Consider the following 15,431-nt stretch of genomic DNA (forward strand, 5'->3'; position numbering starts at 1 on the left):
GGTCAGCGAACCCGCCCTTGCCCGTGCTGCCGAACCCGCGAAGGGATTTCCGCAGGCGAACATGGGGCCAGACAGAGGGCCTGAGACCGGTTGCCCATCCTGGGCAGCTCTCTCCTTTTCAGACCTGAAGGCTCCGAAAGGCGACCGGGTCCCGCGGACTGGACGCCCCTGACCCGGCCACCCTCCGGCATCCGGCAGGACTGGGACAGCGCATGCAGATCGGCATTCACGCGACGCTCCCATGCGACGGCGCCATCCCGACGCGCCTCGGCCAGCGCTTGCCGATAGCTTTCGCCCGCCCGCTCCCTGGTGTTGGGCAGGCCATCGCCGAGAAGGATCGTGCCTTTCACGCGATGGAGTTCGGCAAGGCACCATCGCTCTCCCGAAGATGCACAGTGTTCGATCGCGGAATCGATCACCCTCAGCGCTTCCGGATGCTTGCCCAGCTCACGGAGTGCCCGCGCCGCGACGGATTGAAAGATCGTCTGGAACAATGTGAAGCCGCTGTTGCGGAGAGTCGGCAGGTTCACGTGCAGCTGATGCGCACAGTCGGCGGGACGCCCCTTCCGGAGCGCGATCTCAGCCTCGAAGCAGTTGGCGTAGCAATTCCATACGTCAAGCGACAGGGCCTTCGTATGTTCCTTGAGAAGTGCCACATAATGGATCGCAAGATCATCGCATCCCGCTAGCAGCGCGATCGGGCAGGCCGCCTCCGCGAGGGCATTGCTGAGAGAGAGATCGTGCTGGATGTCGCTGGCACAGGCCAATGCGTCTTCCACCTCGCGCAAGGCCTGTTCTTCTTCCCCCAGAAGCCAATTGGAGCGAGCCAAAGCAATGCGGGCCGTAACAGTCTGATCGAACTGGAAGCGCACGGAATGGCAGCTCGCAGGCAGTGCCGCGTATTCGCCGAGCATCTGCAGAAGGTGATCCCGGGCTTCGGCGTGGCGGCCGAGCCAGTGCAGGGTCGCGCCATACAGCCTTTTGCCGATGACCGCGTCGGCCGGATCGGGGGAGGACGGGGCGAGAGCGCGGAAGCGATCCGTGAAGGTCAATCCGAGCTGCGGTTCGGCGCGGTTGATCGCATCGACCCAAAGTGCCCAGATCGCCCGGAGCTGATGATCGATATCACCGATATCCTCGGCGATCCGCAAGGCCTTGGACCACGCCGCGACACCGTGTTCAGGTGCGCCCGCCGCATGGATCCGGGGCCAACCGAGTGCCGCATACAGCTTCATGCGGTTCCGCTCGTCCAGGCCGGGACGGGCATCCAGGTAGTCGATGGCACGCCTGACCCAGGCCAGGCACTCGTCGAGCAGCGAAAGCCGGTAGAAGAAGGGCAGCGCGGCGACGGTGAGCCGCACGCCCAGCAGTGGATCGCTCCGTTCGGCGAAGGCCCATTCCAGCGCGGCGCGCAGATCGTCCGTGTGCTGTGTGTAATTGCGCGTCCAGTCGGCCACCGCTGCCGACATCAGCTCGTGGTCCGCGCTTTCGAATGTGGCGCGCAGATACTCGGTCAATCTTGCCGTGACGGTATCGGCATCGCCGGTCCCGGCGAGCTTTTCCGATGCGTAAAGCCTGGTGGTATCGAGGAGCCGATATGCCGTCGGGGCGGATGAGGCCTCCGCCACGACGAGCGATTTCGCTACGAGCGCGGCGAGCACGGCTTCCGCGTTTCCCCCGGAAACGACGGCTGCCGCCGCCTCTTCGCTGAACCGGCCACGGAAGACCGACAACTCACCCAGAGCGGACTGTTCCGGCTCGGGCAGAATCATATAGCTCCAGTCGAGTGTCGCCCTCAGCGTCTGATGGCGGGGTAGCGCGGTTCGGCGGCCGCGGGTCAGCACTCGAAAGCAATCGGACAAGGAGCGGGCCAAAGCCTTCACTCCGATCGTCTCCAGACGGCCGGCCGCCAGTTCGATGGCAAGCGCGATGCCGTCGAGCTTTTCACAGATGTCGCCGACATAGGGTGCGTCTTCATCGGTCAGTTCGTACTGCCCGAGGCAAGCATCCGCGCGCTCCACGAAAAGCTGAACTGCTGGCGAGCTCATCGCCGCGCTCGCGGTCAGCGCCGCCGCCGGAAGCTCCAGCGGCGGAATGCGGTGCACACGCTCCCCGGCGGCCCTCAATGGTTCGCGGCTGGTCGCAAGAATGCGCAGTTCCCGGGTCTCGGCCAGCAGGCACTCGGCGAACGCCGCGACACTGCCCACCAGATGCTCGCAGCTGTCCAGGACGAGCAGAGCGGGGCGCGTGCGCAGATGAGCGGCGATCTCGCGCAGAATGTTGTCGGTTCGCGAAAGGATGCCGAGCGCCGATGCCACCACGGTCGGCACGAGGCCCCCGCCGCCCACGGAGGAAAGATCGATCCAGACGATGTGGAGGTCCGAGGGAACGCGCGCGACGACCGCGCGTGCGACCGTCGTCTTGCCTATGCCTCCCGGTCCGACGATGGTGAGAAGCCGGGAGCGGCAGAGGTGTGCGGAGATCGTCTCGACCACGCTCTCCCGCCCGAAAACCCGCCCCGTGCCGGGGTCCGTCGTGAAGGGGCGGGGCACGGGGTCGCCGGCTTCCCCGGCCTCGCCCAACGCACGCCGCTTGGTCACCGGCGAGATGAACGCATAGCCCCTGCCGGGAATGTTGGCGATGAATTGGGGGTGGCGCTGGGTGTCGTTCAGTGCCCGCCGGATGCCCGAAATGTGCACCCGGAGATTGGCGTCGTCCACGACGGTGTCGGGCCAGACATGCTTCACGATCTCTCTGTTCGTGCGAACCTCGCCTGCGTGGGCGATCAGATGAATCAGGATGTCGATCGCCCGGCTGCCGAGTGGCACCACCTGCCGGTCGTGCAGCAGCATGCGCCGAGACGGTATGACCCTGAAAGGGCCGAATTCCAGTTCCTCTTCCATGCGGCGCTCCTCGTCGGAAGGTTCTGCAGGGCGGATCGGCGGATCGGCGGAACGGTCGGTGACATGAGGCAGCCTGCGACGCCTGGCTGCGTTGGAAAGGCACTGTCGCCGTTTTTCCCTCTCCGGTCTTTCGTGAAACTGCGGAGGTTTTTCGCCGGGTTGTCGCGTTGACGGTGCCGGTCCGCAATCGCCTGCGATCGTGACCTTACGCTGGTGTCCGTCGCATTCACGTCTTCAGGAAAGGCGTCGGCGATAGGCTCCCGGCGTGCAGCCCATCGCCCGCTTGAAGGCTGTGCTGAACGCCGCCTGGGTCGAGAAGCCGGACCGATGGGCCACCGTCACAAGTGGCATATCGGGATCGCCGAGAAGTTTCCGCGCCAGCGCAAAGCGTTCGGCGCTGACGAAGCCGTGGGGTGTCTTGCCCGTCAGCCGCTTGAACATGCGCGCGAAGTGGAAGGGGCTCAGACAGGCGACCGTGGCGAGCTCGCCGACCGAGATGTCGCGTTCCAGGTTGTCACGGATGAAGTCGATCACCCGCGAAATCCGCTTTGGGCAGTCCGCTTCCTGCTGGGCCTGCGAGGGTTCCGGGCGGTCGTGGGCGTAGGCGTGGGCCACGCGGGCGGCCAGCGCCAGCGCGGCGGACTCGACCATCATCCGGCCGGCGGAGGTTTCCTGCAGGAGTTCCGCCCGGATCGACAGGCCGATCTGCCGGATGAGCGGATCGCGCAGGTCCGCGAGATATCTGATCGCATCTGCACGGATGCGCGCGTCCCCATAGAGGTCGGCGAGCCCGTCGAAGCGATCGGCCGGCAGGTAGATGTGCAGGATTTCGTCGAGCGGTGCGGAGATGCTGATTTCGTCCTCGCCGACGCCGACCGGGCACAGCCAGATGGTGCCTTCCTCGACGGCGGAGCGCTGGCGGACGCCGGCCCCTTTGCGCCTGACGAAGGCGCCCGGGCTGCGGCGCGTGGCCAGCGTGATCTCCATCTGGGTCGGCACGATCGCGGGCAAATCGCCGGCCGGGTGCGAGCGCAACTCGGCGGCGACACCGTTCCAGCCACGGCCGAGCGATGTGGCGGCCAGGCCCGCGTTGGGAAACTTGAAGGTGCCGTGCGCGTGCAGGTTCATTGGAGCACTATGGAATCACCGGCAACCCTCGGCCACTATACAGGCGTATCGCAGACGTGGCGACGCCAGGCTGCTACTGCTTCTCATCCGGAGGCGAGGTGGATGCGGCAAGTCTTTTCCAGATGGCCAAGCCTTGCAGAAACCTCGGCTGGGGCGTTGCCCGATCCCGCCGGGTTGCCGGCGTGGATGACCGCCGCTGCGCCGCGCCGCTGGCCGATCGCCGCGCGCGACCTCGCCATTTCCGCCCTGCTGGTCTTCGCCCCGGTGATCCTGGCGGCGGTTGCCGCCTCGCAACCGGCCGAGCGGCAAGACGTGGTGCTCCTGACCGGAGCGGCGGCACTCCTGTCCGCCGTTCTGGCCGTCCTTTCCATGATGAGGTTGAAGCGGGAGACGTCGCACTGCCGGCGGCAATACGGAGAGATTTTCGAGCGGGCCGGCATCTCCATGTGGCGAGAGGACTGGACTGCCGTTGCGGAGGCCGTCATGGCGCTGCGCCAAGCGGGGGTCAGTGATCTGGAGAGCCACTTCGCCACCCGTCCGGACGAACTCCGGGCGCTGAAGGCGCGCGTGATGATCCGTGACGTGAATGCCTTCACGCTGGAGGAGACCGGCGCGCCCGGAAAGGACGTCTACATCGGCCCGCTCGACCGGCTGCTTCCCGAAACCGACCAGACCTTCGTGCAGTGGCTGGTGGCCTTCGGCCGCGGCGACCGGTTCTTCCGCTCCGAGGCCCATCTGACGACCAAGCAGGGGGTCGAGATCGATACGCTCTTCACCGCCATGCTGCCGCGCGATCTTGGCGGATTTTCGAACATCGTCGTGACCTCCGTTGACATCACCGCCTACAAGAAGGCGCAGGCGCGGCTTGTTGCCGCCCAAGCCGACGCCGCCAAGACCTCCCGTATTTCGACGGCCAATGCCTTCAGCGCCTCGGTCGCGCACGAAGTCAACTCACCGCTTGCCGCCATCCTGGCAAACGCCCAGGCGGCCCAGCGCCTGCTCAGGGCAACCCCGGCGGATGTCGCGGAAGCGGCGGCCGCCCTGCAGGACGTCGTCACCCAGGCCGCGCGCGCGCGCGACGTCGTGGCACGCATCACCTCGCACTTCAGCAAATCCCCCGGATCCTTCACTCCGGTCGACATCGTCCAGGTGGCCCGCAATGCCAATCTGCTGGTGGAAACGGACCTGCGCGCCCACGGCGCGGTCGTGCACCTCGCTGCACCCGGCGATCTTCCGCTCGCCTTGGCCGACCCGGTGCAGATCCAGCAGGTGTTCGTGAACCTGATGCTGAACGCCGCGCAAGCCATGGGGGACTGGCCGGGCCGTCGGGACATCACCGTGAGCCTCCGCGTCGCGCAGTCGTCCCTTGCGGTCGACGTGACCGACACCGGGCCGGGAGTGGCGCCGGAGCGGCGCGCGCAGATCTTCGAGCCGTTTCATTCGACCAAGCCGGGCGGCATGGGCATGGGGCTGGCCATATGCCGCAACTGCCTCGATGCGCATGGTGGGGACATCTGGGTGGACCAGGCTCCGGGAGGCGGGGCTGCCTTTCATTTCACACTGCCGATCGCCCATGACTGAGACCGGACGGACGCGCGACGTCGTGGCGATCGTCGACGACGATCCCTTCATCCGGACTGCACTGCGAAGGCTCGTCCTGTCCATTGGTTATGAGGTTCTTCTGTTCGACAGCGCTGAATCCCTGCTGTCGTACGGTGCGGTCGAGGGACTGTTCTGCGTCTTGGCCGATCTCCAGATGCCCAGGGTCACGGGCATCGACCTGATCCAGGCGCTCTCCGAGCGGCATCCCTCGCTTCCCCTCATCGCCATGACCGCCTATCCGAACGAGGCGATCCGGCAGCGGGCGCTGGATTCGGGAGCATCGACCTATCTCACCAAGCCGTTCGATGCGGCCATCCTCGAAACGTGCCTTTCGAGGTTCAATTCGCGGCATGGTTCATGATTTACTGTCTGATATGAAGCCTGTCGTCCATATCGTCGATGACGATCCGGCGCTGCGCAGAGCCCTGAAGAGGCTCTGCGAAACGGCGGGCCTGACCGCCGTCGAACATTCCGATGCCGAAGAACTCGCCGAAAAGACGCTCGCCCACCGTCCAGGCTGCGTGCTGCTCGACGTGCGGCTGGCGGGTCAGAACGGGCTTGCCGTGCAGGAAGCGTTGCGGGGTGCGGGCAGCACCGTGCCGATCATCTTCCTGACCGGTTACGGCACGATTCCCATGACTGTGCGCGCCATACGTGGCGGCGCAATCGAGTTCCTGACCAAGCCTGTCGAGGATGACGTGCTGTTGGAGGCGATCAGCCGGGCTATAGAAGCGGACAGCGCGGCCTTGGACGAGAACCTGGCCCGTCGCGAGCTTGCCGATCGCTATGGCACCCTCACTGACCGCGAGCGAGAGGTGTTGGCTTGCGCCATCGGAGGCCTGATGAACAAGCAGATCGCCGGGGAACTCGGTCTCTCGGAGATAACGGCAAAGGTGCACAAGCGCCACATGATGGAGAAGATGGGGGCCCGGTCATTGCCCGATCTTGTCCTCATGGCCGCGCAACTCGGAATCCCCGCCCGGCGGCGGCGATGAATGGCCTGGGTCGTTGGCGGCACATGCGGGAGGAGCAGGGATCGTCGGGACTTCCATGCGCCATTTTCTACGCCTACTCGGTTTTCGGTCCGGTCGTCGAAACGGTGACCCAAAAAGCAAGATAAGTGGGAAGCGGATTTTCTGAAATGGGCCTTCTCCGATCCGGAGCGGCAGCGGCCCTGCCGGACACGGGCCATGCTGACGGATGTGATGCCCGTAATCGTCATCTCGCGCTTGCAAGATAATTTTGCAACAGAGCGCTCTCGCTCGCGCCGGTGAACAGGAAACTGCGTTGCATCGTTGATCTCCGGCCCCGCTCCGGTAGGGAGCGGGGGCGTTGTTGACGCGGTTCGAGCCGGCGGGGATCAGGCGGCCGCCGTCCGGCCGGCGCTGCGCAATGCCGGCAGCATGTCCTCGGGCTCTGGGCGGCGGGTGTAGTCCGGGTTGACCTCGGCATAGAGGATCGTGCCGTCCTGCCCGATGACGAAGCGGGCCGGCATCGGCAAGGTCCAGCTCGGATCGCCGTTGAACGCCGGCAGGTCGTTCTTCAGGCCCTTGTACAGCTCGACCAGATAATCGGGCAGCGCGAAGCGCAGGCCGAACGCGGCGGCGACGTCGTTGTGCGGGTCCGACAGGATCGGGAAGCCGAGCCCGTTCTGGCGCACCGACTTGCGGCTGTTCGGGGCAGTCTGGGGCGAAATGGCGAGCAAGTTTGCACCGAATGACCGGAAGGTCGGCAGCGCCGCCTGCAGCGCCTGCAGCTCCATGTTGCAGTAGGGGCACCAGACGCCGCGGTAGAAGCTGACCACCAGCGGTCCCTCCGCCAGCAGGGCGGCGGACGATACCGCGTTGCCGTCGGGGTCGCTGAGCGTGAAGGCGGGGGCCTTGTCCCCGGCCTTGAGCGCAAGGCCGGCGGCGCCCGAGGCGATCAGTTCGGCGGTGGCGCGGTGCATCGTCTCGATCACCGGGCGGGGAACGCTGTAGGGCGGCTTGCCCGCCTGGAAATCGGCCTTGAAGGCATCGAGCTTGTCCTGGAGCGACATGGGGAAGTCCTTCATCGTAGGGAGCGGAGGGAAATCTTGGATTGGCCTGGTTCGCAACGGAGACGTCAGGCAGCCTGGGGAAGGAGAGCCTTGACGCGGGCGATCGCGCGTCCAACGGCAGGCCGGGCCGCGACGGCGTCGAACCAGCGGACAAGAGCCGGACGGCCATCGAGCGTCAGGCCGGGGAATTCGCGGCGCCACAGCCAGCCGAAATGGGCGATGTCGGCGATGGTGAAGTCGTCGCCAGCGACGAAGCGGCGCTCCCCGAGCAGCGCGTCGAGCCGGTCGAGCACGCGGTTCGCCTCGGCGGTGAAACGCGCTTCGGCGAGCGGCTGCGGTTCGGCGGCAAGGCGCTTGAAGAACCCGGCGTTGCCGAAGGCCGGGCTCAGCGCGGAGGCGTGGAAGAACAACTGCTCGAACACCCTAGCCCGGTCCGCACCGTCGCGCGGCAGCAGCCTGCCGGTCTTCTCGGCGAGATGGACGAGGATGGCGGCGCTTTCCGACAGCACCAGCCCCCCATCCACCAGCACCGGCACCTTGCCGTTGGGGTTCAGCGCCAGGAAATCCGCGGCCTTCTGTTCGCCCCGGCGGATGTTGACGGGCGTCAGGACATAGGAAAGCCCCATCTCCTCCAAGGCGATCGGAACCTTGACGCTGTTCGGCGTCGCAAATCCATAAAGCTCGATCATGTTTCGGTTCTCCCTTGCGGCGTCGCCGCCGATGGGAGAGTTATCGCCATTCCAATCTCCGGGTGGCAGCCCGGCTGGAGCGATAATGTAAATTCCTGTCAGGAATAGCGATGGACCGATTGCAGGCGATGGCCAGCTTCGTGAGGGTGGTGGAGAACGGGTCCTTCTCGGGCGCGGCCCGGCAGCTGGGGGTGGGCCAGCCGGCCATCTCCAAGACGATCGCGCAGTTGGAGGAGCGGCTGCAGGTGCGCCTGCTGCTGCGGTCGACGCATGGCCTCACGCCCACCGAAGCGGGGCTGCGCTTTTATGAGCGCGCACGGCTTGCCATCCGGGAGGCGGATGAAGCGGAACTGGAGGCGCGGGGCGCCGGTGCCGGTCTGTCGGGCCGGTTGCGCATCTCCGCCGCGACCACCTTCGCCCGGTTGCTGATCGTGCCGCGCCTGCCCGAGTTCCTGAGCCGTCATCCGGAGTTGGACATGGAGGTGATCCTGGACGACCGGGTGATCGATCTGGTGTCCGAGGGGATCGACGTCGCGCTGCGCATGGGCACGCTGTCGGACTCGACGGCGGTGGCACGGCGGATCGCGAGCGGCGGCCGCTCGGTCGTGGCGACGCCCGGCTATCTCGCCCGCGCGGGCGTGCCGCGGACCCCGGCCGACCTCGCCGACCATGACGCGGTGGTCTACAGCCAGCTCAGCAACAGCTGGTCGTTCCGGCAGGGCGGGACCGAAGCGTCGGTCGTGGTGCGCGGCCGGCTGCGGGTCAGCGCGGCGGAAGGGATCCGGGCGGCGGTGCTTGCCGATCTGGGGCTGGCGGTCGCGTCCGACTGGATGTTCGGTCCCGAGCTTGCCGACGGTTCGGTGCGGCGGGTGCTGGAGGACTGGACGCTGCCGCCGATCGACCTGTGGGCGGTGTTCCCCACCGGCCGGCTGGCCAGCACCAAGGCGCGCGCCTTCGCTGATTTCGTCGCAGGCATTGTGAACGGCGAGGATGCTCCGGCAGAGGAAACGGACCCGGGTGGACGCCATTCCCAGTGAGGCCATTCCCAGGAGGCATAGGCATTAGTCGCGCAGCCCGCCTACGCGCCGCCTCTGGAATGGGTCAGGGTCCGCTCCGTCGAACGCAACCGACGGAACAAGGAACCGCCACCATGACCCAGTTCACCAGCCATACCCTCGACACCGCCCCGGATGCGGCAAAGCCCATTTTCGAGGGCGTGAAGGCCGCTTTCGGCTTCGTGCCCAACCTGCAGTCCTATATGGCGGAGTCGCCGGAACTGCTGGCCGGCTACACGGCGCTGTGGGACCTGTTCGCCAAGACCACGCTCACCGCCCATGAGCAGCAGGTCGTCTATCTGACCGCCAATTTCGAGAATGAGTGCCACTACTGCATGGCCGGCCATACCACGCTCGCCCGGATGCAGAAGATGGGCGAGGACGTAATCGCCGCTTTGCGCGCCGGCAGCGAACTGCCCGACACTCGGTTGGAGGCGCTGCACCGCTTTGCCACGCTGGTGGTTCGCAATCGCGGCTGGGTCGCTGACGAGGACGTCGATGCCTTTCTGGCGGCCGGTTTCACCCGCCGCAACGTCCTGGAGGTGGTGCTCGGCGTCGCCACCAAGGTGATGAGCAACTACACCAACCACATCACCCACACGCCGCTCGACGCCTTCATGAAGGGCAACGAGTGGAGCAAGCCCGCCGGTGCCTGACACGGAGCGGAGCGCCATTCTCGTCACGCACCCGACGGGCCCCACCACTGACCCGATCCATACGGAGTTGAGATGATTCTCTCTGGAAAACGCGCGCTGATCACCGGCGGCTCCAGCGGCATCGGCTTTGCCGCCGCCCAGGCACTGGGCGAGAAGGGAGTGGCCATCGCCATCACCGGCCGGCGCCCTGACCGGCTGACCGCCGCGGTCGAGGCCTTGCAGAAGGCTGGAGCATCGGTGACCGGCATCGTGGCCGATGTCGCCACCGCCGACGGGCGCAAGCAAACGCTCGACCGCGCACTCGGCGCGCTGGGTGGACTCGACATCCTGGTCAACAACGCTGGCGGCGTTCGCGCCGGGCGGCTGGAGCAGATCGCGGAGGAGGACATCCTTGCGATGATCGCCGTCGACCTGACCGCGCCCATCCTGTTGACGCGGGCCGCCCTTCCGGCATTGCGCACCACCGGCGAGGGAATGGTCGTGAACATATCGTCGGGCCTCGGGCTCGTCGGCGCGCCATTCTATGCCCCCTATGCCGGCGCCAAGGCGGGCCTGGCACGGTTCGGCGAAGCCTTGCGCCGCGAATTGAAGGGCGAGGGCGTCCATGTGTTGACCGTCTACCCGGGCGCCACCGACACCCCGATGATGGCGTCGAACAACGCCGGTCCGGAGCTGGGCTTCACCCGCGAAAGTGCCGGAGCCGTCGCCGCGGCCATCGTGGCGGGGATCGAAACGGATGCGCTCGAGGTGATCCGCGGCGGCGAAGCCCGGGCGGCGATGATCGCGCTGAACCGCGACGACCCGCTGGCCATCGACGCGCGGTTCCTCGATCTCAAGGTCCGCCTTGAGGCAGCGGTCAGGGAGCATGCCGCTTTGTAAGCAAGGATCGGCAGCGGGAGCGGTGATCGGGCCGCCCCGAGCCGATCCTTCATGGGCGCCTCTACGCCGAGTCCATGGCCGTTAAGTATTACGCCAGGGCATTGAGGGCTTCGAATCCGGGTATCGGAAGCCCTCACGCTCCGGCCCGTCAAGCTGGCGATTGGGGGATGGCTTCAATCAACCTTAGGTTATTGAGCTTTTTCCGGATCGAGCAGCACCCACAGTCTGGCAATCCTGCCGTCGGCGATATCAGCGACATCGCTTCCCATGACCGCAACCGGGCCATCGGCTGGACCGGCTTTCCATGACAGCGATCCGAGACCGTGATGCCCGACGGCGTCACCCTCGGGCTGGAAACGAAACGCAGGTCCGAACCGCTCCAGCAAGGTGCCCGCGACCTCCGAGATAGCCGCGCGTCCTCTTACGATGGTCGTCGGTTCGTACATGATCGGCTCGGCCACGAAGAGTTCCGCTATGGCTGCGTCGCGCTTCCCGGCATCACGCTCATTGAAGACGTGCTCCAGGTTCGAGCGCAGAAGACGGTTGTAGTCCGGTTCCTCGGATGGATGTGCCGTGTGATCCGCATTGGACATTGTGTTTATCCCTTCCCGAGCGGCTTGGCAGCCGCCGTGCGACGGTTCGGATTTTCACAAGGTTCAGAGCGGGGAGTGGTCCGCCAGGGAACTGGGGCAGGCGGCTGCCGAGGGCGAGCGAGCCGAGGTCGATGCCGAAGAAGCCGAGTTGATCGACCAGGGCGCCCACCCGCGCCTTGGCGTCGGCATCGTCGCCGGAATAGAACAGAACGCGCTTGCCGCCATCGCCGGACCGATCGCCGGAGAGCAGATGCGGTTGGAGATGGTTGAACGCCTTCACCACCCGCGCGCCGGGGACAAGGCCGGCGACCACTTCCGACGAGGACCGGTCGCCAAGAGGCACGGGCTTGAACAGCGGCGCCTCGATCGGGTTGTTGGCGTCGATGACGATGCGCCCCGACCATTCGGGCAGGCCGGCAAGCGCGTCATGCAGCTTCGACCAGTTCACCGCGACGAGGAAGCCGGTACCGATATGGATGCCGCGCGACAGGGGCTGATGACATCGCTCGGCGGTATTCCGTTCGGCCGTCCTGCCAAGCCAGTGGAGGTTGCCGATCTCATCGCCTTCCTCGTTTCCGACCGAGGCGGTTGCATCACCGGGACCGAATTCGTCATCGATGGCGGCACGGTGCCGACCGCCTGAGCCTGTCTCTTTGGTCCGGCCGGTTCATGACGTGGAATTCATGGTCGGGTCAGGTTCGGGACAGGGCGGCGGGGCTATGGTTCTTCTTGTGACGCGGTTGGGCCAGCCCCCCTGAAACACCGACCGCCCACCCAGAGCGTCTTCTCTTCTGGTGTCTCTCCCCGATGGTCCCCTGCCATCGGACTTGGCCGTCCGGGCCTCCCGTTTGCCTCCGGACGGTACCTATCGGCGGAGCGCGTCCGTGGCCAAGTTCAGGCCGGCGTTGCCCCCCACCGAAGGCCACCGGCCGCGGTGCGTTCCGCCGTTCCTTCTTTCCCCCATTCGTCGCAGCGGGCTTGACGGCACGCCGCCCAGGCGGCTTTCTGGGGACTGTCCAAGACTTTCCCGATAGCGTCCCGCCCGTGCGTCCTGCCATCCTGTTTCCGCTTTTCAAGCCGGTCACTGCACTCCCCGGCCTCGGCCCCCGATTGGGCAAGCTGGTGGAGAAGTTGGCTGGTGCCCATGTGGTCGACCTGCTGTGGCATCTGCCCTGCGGCGTGGTCGACCGCCGCTTCTCGCCCAAGATCGCGCAGGCGCCGCACGGCCGCATTGCGACACTGACCGTCCGCATCGATTCGCATGCGCCGCCGCTGAACCCGCGCCATCCCTACAAGATCCGCTGCACCGACGAGACCGGCGTGCTGGAACTTGTCTATTTCCATATCCGTGGCGACTGGCTGTCGAAGCAGATCCCGGCGGGTTCCACCATGGTGGTTTCCGGCAAGGTCGAATGGTTCAACGACACTGCCCAGATCACTCACCCCGACGCCGTCGTCCCGCTCGACGCCCGTGACGAGATGGAGATGGTGGAGCCGGTCTATCCGATGACCGCCGGCCTGCCGGCAAAGACGCTGCGCAAGGCGGTGCGCGCCGCGCTGGGCGACATACCTGAAATAGCGGAGTGGCAGGATCCTGCTTGGCTGGCCCGCCGGCAATGGCCGACCTGGGCCGATGCATTGAGGCGCGCCCATACACCGGAGGACGAGGGAGACCTTGCGCCGACCGCGCCGATCCGTTGCCGATTGGCCTATGACGAGTTGCTGGCGAACCAGCTGGCGCTGATGCTGGTGCGGGCGAGCCAGCGGCAGCTTGCCGGGAGGGTTACGCAGGGGGATGGCGGCCGGCGGCAGGCTGCATTGGCGGCGCTGCCATTCTCGCTGACCGGCTCGCAGGCTGCGGCGCTGGAGGACATCTATTCCGACATGGCGGCGGAACGGCGCATGTTGCGTCTGTTGCAGGGCGATGTCGGCAGCGGCAAGACCGTGGTCGCACTGCTGGCCATGTTGAATGCGGTGGAGGCCGGCGCCCAGGCCGCCTTGATGGCACCGACCGAGATCCTTGCCCGTCAACATGCCGAAAGCCTTGCGCCGCTGTGCAGGGCGGCGGGGGTGGAGATCGGGCTGCTGACCGGTCGTGACAAGGGGAAGGCGCGTCAAGCCGTGCTCGACCGGCTTGCTTCGGGCGAGTTGCCGTTGCTGGTCGGTACTCACGCCCTGTTCCAGGAGGATGTCGCCTTCAAGGATCTGGCCCTGGCGGTGATCGACGAGCAACACCGTTTCGGCGTCCACCAGCGTTTGCAGCTTTCAGCCAAGGGCAGGGCCGTCGACGTCCTGGTGATGACGGCGACGCCGATCCCACGCACCCTGACCCTGACCGCCTACGGTGACATGGATGTATCGCGCCTGACCGAGAAGCCGGCCGGCCGAAAGCCGGTGCAGACCGTCACCGTGGCGCTCGACCGTCTGGAGGAGGTCGTCAACGGCATCCAACGCAAGGTGACCGAGGGGGCACGGGTCTATTGGGTCTGCCCGCTGGTCGATGAGTCGGAGCAGAGCGACCTTGCCGCCGCGACCGAGCGCCATGCCTTTCTGCGTGCGAGCTTCGGCGATAGGGTCGGACTGGTCCATGGCAAGATGCGTGGGCCGGACAAGGATGCAGTAATGGCTGCCTTCGCGGAGGGCAACCTCGACGTGCTGGTGGCCACCACGGTGATCGAGGTTGGGGTGAATGTGCCGGAAGCCACGGTGATGGTCATCGAACATGCCGAACGATTCGGATTGGCTCAGCTTCACCAACTGCGCGGTCGGGTCGGACGAGGCGAAAAGCCGTCGAGCTGTCTCCTGTTGTTCGATTCGAACCTTACCGAGACGGCGCGTGCAAGGTTGAAGACGCTCCGCGATACCGAGGACGGCTTCGTCATCGCCGAAGAGGATCTGCGCTTGCGCGGGGCTGGCGAAGTGCTTGGGACGCGGCAGTCCGGCCTGCCGGGATTCCGGCTGGCCGATCTGGCGGTGCATGGCGATCTGCTGGCGGTGGCGCGCGATGACGCGCGCCTGGTGGTCGACCGCGATCCCGACCTTGCCAGCCCGCGCGGACAGGCGCTACGGACGCTGCTCTACCTGTTCGAACGCGACGCCGCGGCCAAGACCTTGCGGTCCGGCTGATTGCCGTCGGAAGCGGATCGGCTCTCGACAGGCTCGGCCAGTGCAGGACGGCGTTCGGGCGGGACGACGATGCCGCCGGACATCACCAGCTTCAACCCGTCCTCCACCGACATGTTCAGCACCGTCACCTCGCGTCGCGGCACCATCGCCAGATAGCCGGCGGTAGGCGGTGCGCAGGGAATGAACACGTTCACCATGTCGTCGGCCTGACCGTCCAGGCGCAACTGGACTTCCGGATGGGCGTTGCCGGTGATGAAACCAAGCGACCATACACCGGGGCGCGGGTACTGGATCACAACCACCTCGCGGAAGGCGTTGGACTTCTTCGCCAGGACCGTCTCGAAGATCTGCTTCACAACGCCATAGACGGAGCGGACGACGGGCATCCGCCCGACCGCACCTTCGCCGACGCTCAAGACCAGCCGGCCGACATATCCCGCAGCGAAGGCGCCGATCAGGGTGACGACGACGATGACCACCAGGACGCCGATGCCGGGAATGGAAAAGGGCAGGTAATTCTCAGGATTATAGGTGCTGGGAATGAACGGGCGGATATAGCCATCGATCAGCGAGACGAACCACCAGGCGATGTAGGCGGTGATGGCTATCGGGGCCGTGACCAGGATTCCGGCCAGGAAATAGGCTCGAAGGCGCCCCATGAATCCGATGCCTTCACGGCGGTGCCGCACCGGTTCCGGTGTCTGGCCCTTCTTCAAATCCGTCTGATCCCCGCTCACGCCCGCCCATCCGCTGCTCGTCCAC

The 15,431-nt window shown here is 66.2% G+C and carries 14 protein-coding genes; 8 read left to right on the top strand and 6 right to left on the bottom strand.

The window, feature by feature from the left end; all coding sequences use genetic code 11:
* Window positions 1-2: 2 nt before the first annotated feature.
* Entirely contained in the window at window positions 3-2,903 is a 2,901-nt protein-coding gene (locus tag ABMY26_RS20175) for a winged helix-turn-helix domain-containing protein (protein WP_372398948.1), read from the bottom strand.
* A gap of 234 nt (window positions 2,904-3,137) precedes the next feature.
* Entirely contained in the window at window positions 3,138-4,031 is an 894-nt protein-coding gene (locus ABMY26_RS20180) for a helix-turn-helix domain-containing protein (protein WP_372398949.1), read from the bottom strand.
* Window positions 4,032-4,217: 186 nt separating this feature from the next.
* Between ABMY26_RS20180 and ABMY26_RS20185 the strand changes: the two genes are divergently transcribed.
* Genes ABMY26_RS20185 through ABMY26_RS20195 form a run of 3 tightly spaced genes read left to right on the top strand, consistent with a single transcriptional unit; the run spans window position 4,218 to window position 6,628 of the window.
* Window positions 4,218-5,612: a sensor histidine kinase gene (locus ABMY26_RS20185; RefSeq protein ID WP_372398950.1), complete on the top strand. Its 1,395-nt coding sequence runs from the start codon at window positions 4,218-4,220 to the stop codon at window positions 5,610-5,612.
* Between the two features lie 22 nt (window positions 5,613-5,634).
* Window positions 5,635-5,994, top strand: coding sequence for a response regulator (locus tag ABMY26_RS20190; RefSeq protein WP_372398951.1), 360 nt, complete (start codon window positions 5,635-5,637; stop codon window positions 5,992-5,994).
* A 13-nt stretch (window positions 5,995-6,007) separates the two neighbouring features.
* Window positions 6,008-6,628: a response regulator transcription factor gene (locus ABMY26_RS20195; RefSeq protein WP_372398952.1), complete on the top strand. Its 621-nt coding sequence runs from the start codon at window positions 6,008-6,010 to the stop codon at window positions 6,626-6,628.
* Between the two features lie 365 nt (window positions 6,629-6,993).
* Here the strand turns inward: ABMY26_RS20195 and ABMY26_RS20200 are convergent, their stop codons facing one another.
* Together ABMY26_RS20200 and ABMY26_RS20205 are read right to left on the bottom strand one after the other, a co-directional pair.
* Window positions 6,994-7,671 carry a peroxiredoxin-like family protein gene (locus ABMY26_RS20200; protein ID WP_372398953.1) on the bottom strand — a complete coding sequence of 226 codons (678 nt, stop codon included), beginning with the start codon at window positions 7,669-7,671 and terminating at the stop codon, window positions 6,994-6,996.
* A 65-nt stretch (window positions 7,672-7,736) separates the two neighbouring features.
* Complete coding sequence (locus ABMY26_RS20205) at window positions 7,737-8,360, bottom strand: glutathione S-transferase family protein (RefSeq protein WP_372398954.1); 624 nt, start codon at window positions 8,358-8,360, stop codon at window positions 7,737-7,739.
* 110 nt (window positions 8,361-8,470) lie between these two features.
* On the opposite strand from ABMY26_RS20205, the gene ABMY26_RS20210 reads away from it, so the two are divergent.
* The 3 genes from ABMY26_RS20210 (at window position 8,471) to ABMY26_RS20220 (ending at window position 10,950) form a co-directional block, all read left to right on the top strand.
* Window positions 8,471-9,397, top strand: coding sequence for a LysR substrate-binding domain-containing protein (locus ABMY26_RS20210; protein WP_372398955.1), 927 nt, complete (start codon window positions 8,471-8,473; stop codon window positions 9,395-9,397).
* 113 nt (window positions 9,398-9,510) lie between these two features.
* Window positions 9,511-10,071, top strand: coding sequence for a carboxymuconolactone decarboxylase family protein (locus ABMY26_RS20215; RefSeq protein WP_372398956.1), 561 nt, complete (start codon window positions 9,511-9,513; stop codon window positions 10,069-10,071).
* A gap of 72 nt (window positions 10,072-10,143) precedes the next feature.
* Entirely contained in the window at window positions 10,144-10,950 is an 807-nt protein-coding gene (locus ABMY26_RS20220; RefSeq protein ID WP_372398957.1) for an SDR family NAD(P)-dependent oxidoreductase, read from the top strand.
* Window positions 10,951-11,138: 188 nt separating this feature from the next.
* On the opposite strand, the gene ABMY26_RS20225 is transcribed toward ABMY26_RS20220, so the two are convergent.
* The gene (locus ABMY26_RS20225) at window positions 11,139-11,543 is read right to left on the bottom strand and encodes a hypothetical protein (protein ID WP_372398958.1); all 405 of its coding nucleotides are present in this window, start codon (window positions 11,541-11,543) and stop codon (window positions 11,139-11,141) included.
* Here ABMY26_RS20225 and ABMY26_RS20230 point away from each other — a divergent pair.
* Both ABMY26_RS20230 and recG read left to right on the top strand, forming a co-directional pair.
* The gene (locus tag ABMY26_RS20230; protein WP_372398959.1) at window positions 11,536-12,186 is read left to right on the top strand and encodes an SDR family oxidoreductase; all 651 of its coding nucleotides are present in this window, start codon (window positions 11,536-11,538) and stop codon (window positions 12,184-12,186) included. The two genes, ABMY26_RS20225 and ABMY26_RS20230, sit on opposite strands and share 8 nt — an antisense overlap.
* A 401-nt stretch (window positions 12,187-12,587) precedes the next feature.
* Window positions 12,588-14,669: an ATP-dependent DNA helicase RecG gene (gene recG, locus ABMY26_RS20235; RefSeq protein WP_372398960.1), complete on the top strand. Its 2,082-nt coding sequence runs from the start codon at window positions 12,588-12,590 to the stop codon at window positions 14,667-14,669.
* Here recG and ABMY26_RS20240 read toward each other — a convergent pair.
* Window positions 14,621-15,406, bottom strand: coding sequence for a DUF502 domain-containing protein (locus ABMY26_RS20240; RefSeq protein WP_372398961.1), 786 nt, complete (start codon window positions 15,404-15,406; stop codon window positions 14,621-14,623). The genes recG and ABMY26_RS20240 overlap by 49 nt on opposite strands.
* Window positions 15,407-15,431: the final 25 nt, after the last annotated feature.

This window comes from Azospirillum sp. HJ39 (genome assembly GCF_041507355.1).
Lineage (GTDB): Bacteria > Pseudomonadota > Alphaproteobacteria > Azospirillales > Azospirillaceae > Azospirillum > Azospirillum thiophilum.

Excerpts from the sequence above, each read along its gene's own strand:
- ABMY26_RS20175 (WP_372398948.1), bottom strand. The coding sequence starts at position 2,903 with ATGGAAGAGGAACTGGAATTCGGCCCTTTCAGGGTCATACCGTCTCGG.
- ABMY26_RS20225 (WP_372398958.1), bottom strand. The coding sequence starts at position 11,543 with ATGTCCAATGCGGATCACACGGCACATCCATCCGAGGAACCGGACTAC.
- ABMY26_RS20210 (WP_372398955.1), top strand. The coding sequence starts at position 8,471 with ATGGACCGATTGCAGGCGATGGCCAGCTTCGTGAGGGTGGTGGAGAAC.
- ABMY26_RS20180 (WP_372398949.1), bottom strand. The coding sequence starts at position 4,031 with ATGAACCTGCACGCGCACGGCACCTTCAAGTTTCCCAACGCGGGCCTG.
- ABMY26_RS20215 (WP_372398956.1), top strand. The coding sequence starts at position 9,511 with ATGACCCAGTTCACCAGCCATACCCTCGACACCGCCCCGGATGCGGCA.
- ABMY26_RS20200 (WP_372398953.1), bottom strand. The coding sequence starts at position 7,671 with ATGTCGCTCCAGGACAAGCTCGATGCCTTCAAGGCCGATTTCCAGGCG.
- ABMY26_RS20220 (WP_372398957.1), top strand. The coding sequence starts at position 10,144 with ATGATTCTCTCTGGAAAACGCGCGCTGATCACCGGCGGCTCCAGCGGC.
- ABMY26_RS20205 (WP_372398954.1), bottom strand. The coding sequence starts at position 8,360 with ATGATCGAGCTTTATGGATTTGCGACGCCGAACAGCGTCAAGGTTCCG.
- ABMY26_RS20185 (WP_372398950.1), top strand. The coding sequence starts at position 4,218 with ATGACCGCCGCTGCGCCGCGCCGCTGGCCGATCGCCGCGCGCGACCTC.
- ABMY26_RS20195 (WP_372398952.1), top strand. The coding sequence starts at position 6,008 with ATGAAGCCTGTCGTCCATATCGTCGATGACGATCCGGCGCTGCGCAGA.